The organism is Paenibacillus dokdonensis (assembly GCF_004916975.1).
In the GTDB taxonomy this organism is placed as follows: Bacteria; Bacillota; Bacilli; order Paenibacillales; family Paenibacillaceae; genus Paenibacillus_AQ; species Paenibacillus_AQ dokdonensis.
In genome coordinates, this window is the sequence record NZ_STGQ01000001.1 from 2843291 (window position 1) to 2856276 (window position 12986).

At 46.0% G+C, this 12986-nt stretch carries 12 protein-coding genes; 3 read left to right on the top strand and 9 right to left on the bottom strand.

The features are described from left to right. Positions 1-64: 64 nt before the first annotated feature. From E6W40_RS13130 to E6W40_RS13140, 3 genes are all read right to left on the bottom strand, one after another. Entirely contained in the window at positions 65-1357 is a 1293-nt protein-coding gene (locus E6W40_RS13130) for a hemolysin family protein (protein WP_136605859.1), read from the bottom strand. Positions 1358-1845: 488 nt separating this feature from the next. Further along, positions 1846-2313, bottom strand: a complete 468-nt coding sequence (gene gerQ / locus E6W40_RS13135) for a spore coat protein GerQ (protein WP_211147005.1) — start codon at positions 2311-2313, stop codon at positions 1846-1848. A 49-nt stretch (positions 2314-2362) separates the two neighbouring features. Next, on the bottom strand, positions 2363-2785 hold the full coding sequence (locus E6W40_RS13140) for a cell wall hydrolase (RefSeq protein ID WP_136605860.1): 423 nt from the start codon (positions 2783-2785) through the stop codon (positions 2363-2365). Positions 2786-3019: 234 nt separating this feature from the next. Between E6W40_RS13140 and E6W40_RS13145 the strand changes: the two genes are divergently transcribed. The 3 genes from E6W40_RS13145 to E6W40_RS13155 all read left to right on the top strand — a co-directional run bounded on the left by E6W40_RS13145 (position 3020) and on the right by E6W40_RS13155 (position 6285). Beyond that, complete coding sequence (locus tag E6W40_RS13145; RefSeq protein ID WP_136605861.1) at positions 3020-3970, top strand: carbohydrate ABC transporter permease; 951 nt, start codon at positions 3020-3022, stop codon at positions 3968-3970. A gap of 35 nt (positions 3971-4005) precedes the next feature. Next, complete coding sequence (locus tag E6W40_RS13150; protein ID WP_136605862.1) at positions 4006-4791, top strand: carbohydrate ABC transporter permease; 786 nt, start codon at positions 4006-4008, stop codon at positions 4789-4791. A gap of 120 nt (positions 4792-4911) precedes the next feature. Continuing rightward, positions 4912-6285, top strand: coding sequence for an ABC transporter substrate-binding protein (locus E6W40_RS13155; protein WP_136605863.1), 1374 nt, complete (start codon positions 4912-4914; stop codon positions 6283-6285). An 82-nt stretch (positions 6286-6367) separates the two neighbouring features. On the opposite strand, the gene E6W40_RS13160 is transcribed toward E6W40_RS13155, so the two are convergent. From E6W40_RS13160 to E6W40_RS13185, 6 genes are all read right to left on the bottom strand, one after another. Continuing rightward, positions 6368-7474, bottom strand: a complete 1107-nt coding sequence (locus tag E6W40_RS13160) for a hypothetical protein (RefSeq protein WP_136605864.1) — start codon at positions 7472-7474, stop codon at positions 6368-6370. A 160-nt stretch (positions 7475-7634) separates the two neighbouring features. Next, positions 7635-9398: a hypothetical protein gene (locus tag E6W40_RS13165; RefSeq protein ID WP_136605865.1), complete on the bottom strand. Its 1764-nt coding sequence runs from the start codon at positions 9396-9398 to the stop codon at positions 7635-7637. A 329-nt stretch (positions 9399-9727) separates the two neighbouring features. Continuing rightward, a complete protein-coding gene (locus tag E6W40_RS13170) occupies positions 9728-10477 on the bottom strand; it encodes an SDR family NAD(P)-dependent oxidoreductase (protein ID WP_136605866.1) in 750 nt (249 codons plus the stop codon). Between the two features lie 133 nt (positions 10478-10610). Continuing rightward, on the bottom strand, positions 10611-11048 hold the full coding sequence (locus tag E6W40_RS13175) for a DUF2500 domain-containing protein (RefSeq protein WP_136605867.1): 438 nt from the start codon (positions 11046-11048) through the stop codon (positions 10611-10613). A gap of 149 nt (positions 11049-11197) precedes the next feature. Continuing rightward, positions 11198-11377 (bottom strand): hypothetical protein, encoded by a 180-nt coding sequence (locus E6W40_RS13180; protein WP_136605868.1) that lies wholly within the window; start codon positions 11375-11377, stop codon positions 11198-11200. Between the two features lie 167 nt (positions 11378-11544). Beyond that, positions 11545-12837, bottom strand: a complete 1293-nt coding sequence (locus E6W40_RS13185) for a WD40/YVTN/BNR-like repeat-containing protein (RefSeq protein ID WP_136605869.1) — start codon at positions 12835-12837, stop codon at positions 11545-11547. Between the last annotated feature and the right edge of the window lie 149 nt (positions 12838-12986).

A 12986-nucleotide genomic window follows, 5' to 3' on the forward strand; every position in this document is an offset into this window, starting at 1 on the left:
CGTCATCCGTAAAACGAAAAGACACGATGCAAACGGCATCGTGTCTCGCTATATATTTTACACTTTATGCGCCCGCTTCCTCCACCATCAATTGGGGTTTCAGCAGCTTAATCCTTGCTATGCGCTTATGATCGGTTTCTTCCACTATGAAAATATGACCATCGAGCTCAGCCGATTGTCCCTTTTGCGGAGGAATGGCCTCCACACGGGAATATAACCAGCCGCCAACAGTATCGTAGTCCGTCGTGTCCAGTTCAAGTCCGAACCGGTCGTTCACTTCATCAATGAGCATTAATCCGTCAATCGAATATTCATTCTCATGAATCTTTTCAACTCCAGGACGCTCTTCATCAAACTCATCCTGGATTTCACCGACGATTTCTTCCATAATGTCTTCCAGGGTAACAAGCCCGGATGTGCCACCATACTCATCAATCAGGATGGCAATCTGAGTCTTACCCCGCTGCATCAGCTTCAGCAGAGCGCTGATCTGAATGGATTCCGGTACAGCAAGGATCGGACGAATTAAAGTATTGTATTCAGTCGCCGTGGAACGCAGCAAATCTTTAATATGAATAAAACCGATAATGTGATCCTTATCACCATCACAAACAGGATAACGGGTTCTCATGCCTTCGTAAGCAATCTCAAGATTTTCTTCTCGGGACATCTGTGTGTTCAAACATATCATTTCCGTACGGGGAATCATAATCTCACGACCGGTTGTTTCCGCAAAATCGAAGATATTGTCAACCAGTGCGAGCTCCGTATTATCGATAAGTCCGTTTTTGTTGCTTTCCTTCATCAGAACCCGGATTTCTTCCTCCGTATGGGCGGAATCCGATTCTGAAGCCGGTGCGATGCGCAGCATGCGCAATAAAGCATTAGCGAGTCCGTTTAATACCCAGATGAAAGGATACATTAGCTTATTGAAATACACCATTGGAGCGGCCGACATCAGGACGACAGTTTCCGCCTTGCGGATCGCCATCGATTTGGGCGCCAATTCTCCAAGTACGATGTGCAGAATCGTAATCAGCAGAAAAGCAATGACCACGGCAATGCCGTGTACAGCGGCTTCTCCAAAGCCCAAGGCATGTATCAGAGGTCTAACGAGACTTGCTATGGCAGGTTCTCCAAGCCATCCAAGTCCGAGTGATGCGAGCGTGATGCCTAGCTGACAAGCAGATAAATAGGCATCCAGGTTATTTACGATTTTTTGTGCGAATAATGCGCCTTTACGTCCTTCGTCAACCATGGTTTCCACACGGCTGCTCCGTATTTTCACCATTGCGAATTCCGCTGATACAAAAAAACCATTCAGTATTACCAATACCACTACCCAAATCAAATTCATCAAACTCGGTAAGGGGTCAGTCAATCTTCTTCCTATTCACCGTATTTCTTAACCGGCAAATAGGTACACCTCCTTCGTATTGTAAAGTTGTAAGCCATGCCAGGCATGTATGAAGGGTTCACCGTCAACTTCCCAATGGATCCATCTCCTATCTCTGTGTATGATTTTGCTGCATATCTTTAATTATATAATTATACACTACACAGTCAAACAGCAAGGTATGACTGTATTTTATAGGGACCGGATGGTTTTTTAAGCAAACCTCCGGTTAACAGGCTAAAAGAGCCGTCCCCTGTCATTTATGACAGCAAAGACGGCCTTTTCGGCTTTTCAACAAATTATTTTATATCGAATCAATTTCATAATACCTTAGGCCGCTTCAATCAAGGCTATATATAGATCCAAAGGGTTATATTGGTCTATATATAGTTTCAATTTTATCGTTTTAGTGAGTTATGAAATGGATTCATCGTAAGTAAATAATGTCTTTAACGACCTTGACCAGGGTTTCCGATAACACCTGGATACTGGTATATGAGCGGTTCGTTAAATGTAATGTAATCGAGATTAAGAGTCAGCAGAACGATACGCTGGCCTGTCGATCTTTCCGAAATAATAATGTGATCCCGTCCTGCGGCTTCAATCACTCCCGTGAATACTTTTGCATTCCATTGGGAGTTGTTTTCATAAGTCATGTAGAAGGTTCCGGTTTTCCCCAGGTTCAAACGCAGAATATTCTCAATGTAAGATTGCTCGAATTGCGGTTGCTGGGGTGCTTGCATAACCGTTCCCATCGGACCCATCGGACTGCCGCTGGTTACTTGCGGAGGGACGGATCCCATTCCGCCCATACTTCCCATGGTCATACTTCCGGGCATGCCTTGGCCGCCTCCGGATAAACCAGGATATCCATTTCCCATATTATACGCAGCCGGACGAAAAGGTTGAGGCATCATACCATATAATCCTCCTTATAAGTACATTTCGGAATTACGCACACTTCAATTAATACACATTCGGGCAATTCTCACTCGAAGGGCTGAAAAAGCAGTGTGCCTTAAAACGTCCCGTATTCGCCTGATTGTACCAGGTTGCCGGGCATTCAGCTGTGGGACGGAAAAACCACAATGCGTTGGAAGCCGGCCAATACCGTTCACCGTTAATGGCACGCTCAGCTAACCTGATATCCTGATCCCTGGCCTTTTGATAAAAATACCCCTTCTGCGGAGCTTCAAAACCGCCTGGACTTTGGTAGACCATATCCTGGATACTGCGAATATTGTTGAAATCCAAACAGTTTCCCAAGATGCGGTTCACGCCGACGTTACCTACCATCAGCATACCAAGATTCCCTTCCCCTTCAGCTTCAGCCCTCATCAAACGAGCGAGCAGCCTGGTTTGCCCCGAGTTCGTTTTGATAACAGCCAAGATCCTACCTCCCTGCATAATTGATTTTCTTTATAAGTGTATGTGCATTCGCCCAGTTGAGTGACAACAAATCTTGCATACTTGTACTTCATTACGACAGAATTTATCCTTGCTTGACATTTTAACAAAGTCGATCTCAAGCTTTACTTCCCTCTGATCTCCCCAAAACATCTGCGCTTTATACTGATGAAGATTGGTTTTGAAATCATCAGAAAAGCGAGGTCGTTTAGTTCCATGGAGAAAGAAATCACACTGGCTTCCCCGCTCCCGAGGGAAAGTTCCCGCAGCAAAAAGGCTGCTTCGCTTCGGACAAGCCGCTGGAAGGAAAGATCATTAGCCTACTTCTTTTTGGCCCCTTCTCTGATACTGTTCGGGATATTTCTGTTTTATCCCTTACTGAAATCGGTGTACCTGAGTCTATATTTAACCGATCCGCAAGGCCGGGTTGCATCCTTTGCCGGCGCCGATAATTTTAAGAATGTACTGACCTCTGAAGTCTTTTATAACAGCTTGTGGATTACCGTCAAATTCATTCTGCTAACCGTTCCGACGGGCGTTGCTGCAGCTCTCGTACTAGCCGCTTTGTCTATTCAGAAGCTGAAATTCACCAAGCTGTTCCAGTTCTTTTTCTCCCTGCCGATGGCTGTTTCAGTTGGTACCGGTTCGATTATCTGGATGGTGCTGTACCATCCAACCTTAAGTATCCTCAACTACGGTCTCAGCTTGGCGGGAATCCCCCCGATTGCATGGCTGACGGATCCCAAATGGGCATTGCTCTCTATTGCCCTGATGACGGTATGGCTCAATCTCGGCTTTAACTACATCGTCATGCTGAGCGGCATGCAAAGCGTGCCTGAGGATCTGTACGAAAGCGCCAAAATCGACGGATCAGGATCATTCCGCACATTTTTCCGCATCACCCTGCCCTTGATTTCGCCGTCGCTCTTTTTCATCAGCGTCGTGTCGATCATCAGCGCATTTCAATCCTTCGCGCAAATTAACATTCTGACCAAAGGCGGGCCGATGAACAGCACGGATGTACTGGTGTACAACATCTACCAGGATGCTTTCATTAATTACCGATTCGGCATTGGCAGCGCGCAAGCGTTAATCCTGTTTGTCCTGATTACGCTTCTGACTATAGTCCAATTCAAATTTGGCGAAAAGAAGGTGCATTACCAGTGACCATACGGGCTGTTAACCAAACAATTCTTTACATCATGTTAAGTATTGCAGCGCTCTTCATTCTGTTTCCGCTGTTGTTTACATTGTCTTCCGCATTCATGAGCAGCGCAGAATCGGCCACATACCCGCCTCGGCTGCTCCCTTCAGGATTGCACTGGGATAACTTCCTCCAGGTCGTAGATACGGTTCCGGTCATCCGTTTTATTACGAACAGCTTTGCCGTTTCCGGAGCCATTATGTTGGGACAGCTGATTACTGCAAGTATGGCTGCCTACGCTTTTGCCTTTCTGCGATTTCCAGGTAAAGCCGTCATCTTCTCGCTGTTTCTTTCCACGATGATGATTCCCTGGGAAGTCACCATGATACCCAACTATCTCACAGTGCGCAGCTGGCACTGGATTGATTCCTATCAGGGGTTAATCGTGCCCTTCTTGGCCTCGGCCTTTGGCACGTTTCTTCTGAGACAGTACTTTCTGCAGCTTCCGAAAGAACTGTTCGAGGCTGCCAAGGTCGATGGCTGCGGCCATATCCGTGTCTTTATTCAGCTGGTCCTGCCATTGTCCGCACCTTCGCTGGCCACACTCGCCGTATATTCTTTTTTAACGAATTGGAGCAATTATTTGTGGCCGATGCTCATCACAAACAAGGAAAGCATGCGGACGGTACAGATCGGTATCAGTATGCTCCAGTTTGAAGAAGTCACCGCTTGGAATGTGGTGATGGCCGGCATTGTGATCATGCTCCTGCCTTCTCTTATTTTGCTGATCGTTGGTCTGAAGCCGTTGGTACGCGGGATTACTGCCGGAGCATTAAAAGGTTAATCTCATTTATTATTAATTACATTAATATTATTATGGGTCGTCATTACGATCAGCTTGTTTTCAGGCTGCTTGTAATTTCACAATAAAATCACTTAAATCAAAAGGGAGAGAAAAGAAAAAATGAAACCATTTGGAAAGAAATCATTGGCCATGCTCCTGCTGTCCTGCATGATGCTGGTTGCATCGGGCTGCGGCTCGAAAGCAGCGGACACCAAAGAGGATACGGCTGCTGCCGCCGAAGCTCCGGCAAAACAGGAAGATCCCATCAAAGTCGTATGGTGGCATTCCATGAGCGGAGATGTGGGAAAAGCAGCTCAGCAGCTGGTGGATGAATTCAATGCCGGACATAAGGACATCGTTGTACAGGCCGAATATCAAGGTAAATACGATGAGAGTCTGAACAAGCTTAAAGCTTCACTCGGTTCTGACAGTGGCCCTTCCTTGATTCAGGTATACGAAATCGGCAGCCGCTTCATGATCGACAGCAAGGCAATCACTCCCGTTCAACAGTTTATTGATGCCGACAAATATGACACTTCTACGCTCGAACCTAATATTTTGAACTACTATACATTTGATAGCAAACTGTATTCTATGCCATTTAACACTTCGAACCCTATCCTCTACTACAATAAGGACGCCTTCAAAGCAGCGGGATTGGATCCTGAAAAACCTCCAGCTACATATGAAGAAGTGGCGGAAGCAGCTAAAAAACTGACCAAACCAGGTCAAGCCGGCGGTTCCTTTGCCATCTATGGCTGGTTCATGGAGCAGTTGTTTGCTAATCAAGGTGCTGAGCTCCTGGATAACGGAAACGGACGTACGCAGCCAGCGGCTTCCTCTCTCCTGAGCAGTGATGCCGGCGTTAAAACACTCGACTGGTGGAAGAAGATGGTGGATGAGAAATCCATGCTCAATCTCGGCCGTAAAACCGATGATACTTCCAAAGCCTTTGCTGCGGGTCAAATCGCCATGACGCTTGATTCTACAGCATCCCTGCGCAGCATTGTAAAATCTGCCGATGGCAAGTTTGAGGTTGGTACGGGCTTCCTGCCAAAAGCGGATGCGAATGTCAAAGGCGGAGTCATCGTTGGCGGAGCGAGCAACTGGATTCTGAATAACCGTCCTGAAGCTGAACAAAAGGCAGCTTGGGAATTTATCAAGTTTTTGGCTGAACCTAAATCTCAAGCAGAGTGGCATATCAATACAGGTTACTTTCCCATCACGCAAAAAGCATATGACGAGCAAATCGTCAAAGACAATATGACCAAATATCCGCAGTTCCAAACAGCCGTAGACCAGCTTCACCAAACCGAACCTAATCTAGCGACACAAGGAGCTGTAATGGGCGTATTCCCAGAAGCTAGACAACTGACAGAAACAGCCATTGAAGAAGTGTTGAACAGCAAAAAAACATCCAAGCAAGCGCTCGATGATGCGGCCAAAGCGATTACAAGCAAAATTGAAGAGTATAACAAAACCGTTAGCAAATAAGCAGCACCAAGCACCCCTTCCATTTTTCTAATGAAGGGGTGCTTTTATATTCATTAAGTTTACATAATATTTATTATGTTTTTTAATCCTCCGACAATGCTGCCGAATTCGTCAATACTTCGATTTGCTGGATAATCTGGCCCGCCAAAGCCTTCATTGCAGCCGGATCAATTGCAGTATCGTAGGCCTCCCAAACCTCATCCCGAATACGCTTCACATCCGACAAGACAGCTATTGAATTTTTCATGGAAGCTGTGTATCTTGCACGAATTTCTGCAATTTCATCTGCATATGCTTCATCCGTCCCTGCTTGAATAGCCAGCTCATATACATCAAGTATGCTGTCACCTTCACGGGTTGGGAAATGTTCATGCGGTGCCGTACTGTCGAAGATAGCAAGGCTCAGCTCTGGAAAAATGAGCATATCCAGGCTGTTCGGATCAAAACCACAGTGATAGATTTCTGTATCGATGCCCCGGGTTTCGGCTTCCTTAGCCAGCTTTTTGAACATCGTGGATTTGCCGGAGCCGGGACGTCCCTTCACGAAAATACGTGTCCGAAGCGATTCTGTTAAGTTAGGCACATAATCTACTGCGCCCTGCCAAGTCGCTGCCCCGAGAAAACGGTGTTTGATGATTGCTTTCTTGGAACCAACCGGGATCAGGTATTCGTCAGCGAACTCAGATGTGATCCGGTTAGCGCTGCCACGGTCTAAATTATCGATGTAGAATTTTTCCCATTCATCATGAATCCGAAGTGTTTTTAAGAAGGAATCATAGGCTTTTTTGTAGAGTACAGCCATTTCCGCGTCTTGACCTGTTGTTACGTCTTCCGCTTCCTCAAGTAAACCCTCGCGAAGAGCCTGAATGGCATCCACAATGCGTATTTCCGTTCCTTCTAGTATAGGATCCGCACTCCATGCATTTCCGTCGATGACGCCGATGCGTGCCTCTTCGAGTATAATCCCTTCCAGCCGCTCGTTATCCAAAGTCTCATGTATATAATGCTTGGTCCATTCATTGCTTCGCCAAGCCTCTGCCAATTGAGCCAGCAGCTGAGAAGTTCCTGATCCGGTCCGCCCATTGATCACAAATACGGTATCCAATCCATTTAACACAGAATCATACAAAGTGTATAATCCTGCGGCTGTATTTCCGCGCGCAAAATAATGCTTTTCCTGACCTGCCATTCAAGTCCACGCTCCTTCATCTTCCTTAGATGCTAACACCTTATGTTATGCACGTTGTCTTTTCTGTGTGAATGCCCAGTGCATACAGCCTTTGTACGCAAAAAAGCAGCCCCTGACTGACTCCTTGGGAGTTAGCAGGGACTACACCAGATTTAATATGTTACGGTTTGGCATTCTTCCAGTAATCATAGGCGTGCACCAGATTGCCGGTATATGATGGTGAGTTCTCAAGCATTCCTGGCAGCTTCGCCAGCTCTGCTTCCATGTAAGACGAACCTTCCTCAAAAAAGGTAATATGGTTGCCTTCATGACTCTCCTTCATCTCTACTGAGATTAGAATCGGCTTGCCCAGTTCATCCGCAAAAGCGATCTCTTCCTTCGACACGGTAACAATGCCGTTCGATCCGCCTGCAGTATCCCGGAAGGCCATTAATGAGACATGATCCATACGATTAATCATCCATTTGCTGAGAGAAATATCTTCGCCGGGAACCTTGTATTTATCCAGCCATACCGCCAGATCCATGCTCGCCTGCAAATTGGAATCCTTCTTTAATTCGCTGACAAAAGCGTCCAGATTAGAAGTCCATTCGGAAATGACCTCCTGCGAATCCGTTTTCCACTCCGGCAGCACATAAGGCTCAATGTCCAAATGAATACCATGGAACCGCTCATCCCCTTGGGCAGCACGGTTATAGCCCTTTACATATTGGACCAGCTTCATCATCTTCGCCCTGTTCTCTTCCAGAGCCCAGATCGGGTGCCCTCCCATGGCATGCACTTCAATTCCGGCAGCAGATGCTTGTTTAACAAAGGATCTGTAAGCAGTAAACGGCTGCTGCAGATCAAGTCGGATATACAGCCAATTCAATTTCTTTTCTTTGGCAAAATCGAGGATCTCCTGCCCATTCTGCAGTACTTCATTGGCTTCCCAGATATATGTACCTCTAACCATTTGATCGCGGACCACCGGGTCTGGATCAGGCACTTGATCCCCTGCTCCGGGATCCGGATCAGGCTCCGGTTTCGGATCCACTTCTCCAGGTTCACTGCCCTCAGGCATGTTCTCCCAGTTACGGAAATCGTGAACGGCAATGCCTGCAAAAGACGAATAGGAACTCAGCTCATTCGATAGATTTGCAAGGGACTGGTTCATCTGCTCTTTCCCTCGTCCAAAGTAGGTCGTATGGGTCTCTCCAGGCATTTCCTTGGTATTGACGCCGACAAGAACATGCTTGCCCAGCTTGTCAGCAAGTTTAAGCTCGTCCTGAGAGAGATATACGATACCATGCTCGGAATCCACTTCATTCCGGTATGCAAGCACCGTCACATGATCAAAAGAATTCATCAGCCACTCATTCAAGCTGCCACCCTCTGAAGTGCGGATATTATCAAACCAGAATGGAATATCGATTCCAAGCTCCAGCGATGTATCCGATGCCTTGTTAAGAAAAGCCTTCAAATTGCTCTCCCATGAAGAAATGACTGCCTCCTGATCGCTTTCCCACTGGGGAAGTACATAGGGTTCTATATCGAGATGTATGCCATCAAACCGGCTATCAGACGGTACACTGGCATTATAGTTCGTAGTCCAGTCGGCTAATCCCAGCATGCGATCCCGGTGTTCCTGAAGCGCCCATTTGGGATCTCCACCCAATGCATGAACTGCGATGTTCCCTTCATGCGCATGCTGTATAAACTTTTCATAGGTTTCCTTAGGTAAATCCCGATTGATTTGTAAGTAGATCAAATTAATGCCCTCAGTACGTGCAAAATCAAGCAGTTGCTCTCCTCCATCCTCGATCAGTTCCGTCTGCCACACCCAAGTCGCCTTTACTCCCTGAGTCGGGGACTGAAAACCCACCAGAAGCATAGCGGCCAGAAACAGCAGACCTGCAAGCCATCGAGAATTCTTGACAATCATAAATTCCCTCCATTCCTATGTGAGGACCTGTGAATCCTCAAATGATAAAATGAACTAAAGCTTGCTCAAGCTATCATCTCAACTCTTTCTATCTGCTGTATATGAGATGATATGCCTTTTCTTCAGCTCAATTTTATATAGTAAACGGAGTTATTATAGCATTGATCTCATAAAAAAAGATGAGCCCATGTCCTTATAGAACGGGCTCACCCTTTTTACTCTCTTTGGGATCTGCACAAAAGGAACTATATCCAATTGGAAGGGTTATCCTTTTTGTCAGTGATAGAGAAATTATGGAAGGCATTAGGGCCAACTGCTCAGGAGAAAAGTTACGGTTCGTAAATCATTTTACGTGTCATTCCGCCATCAACGACCAAATGTGTCCCGGTTACGAAGGTATTGTCCGGATCTGCCAAATACAGGCAAGCTCTTGCAATATCATCCGGTTTGCCTACTCTTCCCGCTGGATGCTGCTCATGATCCGTCTTTTTGAGAGATTCGTAGTTCTGCGTTTCAATCCAGCCGGGACTGATACAATTCACACGAATACCGTCAGATCCCAGCGAGACGGCCATGGCATGGGTAAGCGCCACAATTGCACCTTTGGATGCGGCATAGGCCTCGGTATCCGGTTCAGACATTAGGGCACGTGTAGAAGCCATATTGACAACGGCTCCGGTGCCTCCATGCTTTTTCATATAAAGCGCCGCTTCTCTGGTGGCAAGAAAACAGCTTCTTACATTCGTATTTAAAATATCATCCCATTCATCGACAGAGAGCTCATATGGTGATTTCCAGCGGGATACGCCGGCGTTATTGATCAATACATCAATTTTTCCATACTCTTCCTCAGCAGTCTTCATCAACTGTTTGATATCATCTTCTTTGCGGACATCACAAGGAACAAATACAGCTTGCCCCCCTTCATTCCGGATGGCTGCCGCCGCTGCCGCTCCCTGTTCTTCGTTCAGATCACCCATGACAAGACGGGCTCCTTGTTCCGCAAAAGCTTTAGCAACACCGTAACCAATTCCCTGCGCTGCTCCAGTAACGACCACAACAAGATCCTGATAAGCCATATCTTTTTCCTCCTTGTAAACTCCAGATGCTTCTACTTTAAGTTCACCCGCGGTCTTTAATCAAGAAACATGTATAAAAAACAAAAAAGATTACATCCCAAGGGACGCGGCCGATGATTGGAATTAATATGGATTAAAACTGCCCATAATCGCGATAACGGGCTTCTGACCCAGCCTCTCTTGCAAAACGCATATTCCGCTCGAAGCCTTTAAACCGTGTTCCTTGAAATGTAAGCCGTCCCGAATCGCCTTCCGCACATAAACCGTATTCCTGCCCGTTTACGGTGAATTCCATCCGGTCGCCGCTCTCCACCTCAAAAGTAATATAATATGTCGTATTCGTGCGACTGGACATATGATCATTAGGTTCATGATGATGATGTTGATTGATTTCAGTGCGTTTACTGACAATACGGGAATCAACGGTGAGAACAGCTTGCTTATTATTCCGCCCCCACTGCAGCAAACCTCTGCCGGCAGACAAGATGATAATACCGATAATGACTGCGAAAAAGATCGGCATGACTTTACCGAAGAAGTCAAACATCCAAAATGATGGTTCTCCTGGCATGCTTCTCACCCCTCTTTTGACTTTAGGCTAAGGCGATGCAAAGATTCTTAGCGGGCCTGTTCATAACATATATATGCAAGCAGTATGACAAAAAAACCTCCACTTCGCTTTTCAGCTTGTGGAGGTTTCAGGGTGAAGAGTTTGCTCTGTTACGCATGAACCTGATCCAGAAAGTAACGGGTCTCATCCTGCTGCTGTTCATTTAAAGCGCCTTGTGCGCCCCAGCATTCCCTGCATTTCTCTTCTGTGTCGCAAGTGCAGGCATCCTGGCAGTCGTAGCATAATTGAAGGAAGTATTCCGTCGTTTTATCTTGATTAAAGTTTGTCATGATTCTCACTCCCGTTGTTTTTTTAAGCTCTCCTTACACTCTTAGAGTAACATACATTGACAGGATATATTGTGATTTATTTCACATGTAATTTAAAATTTTATATTTTATTTAGAAATACGATTTTAAATCAAAAAAAAAGCGGAGAACCTGAGTTCTCCACCCTGCTATAATACGCTCCAAGTTCTTCCGCCGTCCATGGTTTGTAGAAGCCTTGAGCTTTTTTGTTCATTATTCTCGATCAGTATCCAACCAACCTGTGCAGAAGAAAACTGCAGCTTCACAACCTCTGGATACTCCTGAAGCTTTTCCCTGAGGATCTGGTTATCCCCAACGGCAGGCCATGTCTTCCCCTGATCCACCGTGTGATACAGTGTGCTTCCGATCAGTGCCCAACCTTCATCTTCATTAATAAATGTTGGCCGGAGATTCTGATTAAGCCCCACATTCGTGCCTAGTCCAAAATTGACGAAATTCCATGTTAGACCACTGTCCTTCGTAAAGTATGCATTATACTTCATGCTGTCTCCGACTTTACAGCCTATCGGTATCCAGCCATTCTTGCGGGCGGAGTCAAAGAACTGAGGACTGTCTGACGCATATGATACGCAGTTTTTGAATTTTTCCCTGTTGAAAAAGGCTGGTCCGGAGATCCATTTGCTTCCCCCGTCAAGCGTACGATACAGCTTGGGTTCTCCGAGCTCCTGAACCATCGTATATCCATGTAACGGATCAACAAAGGTCACCCCCAGCGTATAACCGAGATGAGGCAAAGGACTGGTAACGGTGGATTTATCCGGATTATACTCCGTATTTTGCATAATGACCTTCCAGATCGAGCCTCCATCATCGGTTCGATAGAGAACCTTTAACTCTTTGCCGGTGGTCGAATCCTCGGAAGTCATCAGCCAGCCTCGCTGAGGCGAATCAAAAGTAAGCGCGGATACTTTATTTTTTTGAGGAATGGATGCGATATCCCAGGTTTCTCCTCCATCATTCGTATGAAGAACGATTGTTTCAGACATGCCTGATGGATCACGTATGATCCAACCATGCAACGGATCTGTAAAATAAATATCTTTCCCATACCGCGGATTCGCCGGAAATTGCACATTCGCCGAAGGGGATATGTTCATCCAGGTCTGACCATTATCTTCAGTTACATATAAACGCAGTTCATTGCGGGTCAATCCCCAAGCAATTCCCTTCGTCTCACTTAACAGTTGGAAGTCGGTAAGTTTGGTTTGGATCTGATATTTGCCCGAATCCTTCGTGCTTTGTTTAACCGTATCCGGAGCTACCACCGTCAAGGTCTGGCCCTGATCTGCCGTTACGTCAGCAGTATCCGTCATTGCAGGAGCCGTCTCGGATACCGGGGTCTGTTCCTCACTGGAAGAACAAGCACTCAAAAATACACTGAATATTAAAGTGATTACAACAAGCTGTTTGTACCATTTCATTCAAGTTCCTCCTCTCCTTGAGGACAGCTTGTCCTGTCGAAAGAAAACCTCCAATTCAAATAATATAACATAATCAGGGGTTCGCGCCAGTTCAAGCCGGTGAAAGGAATGAAATACTAGTTAAATATTTATTAATAATATTAATAATT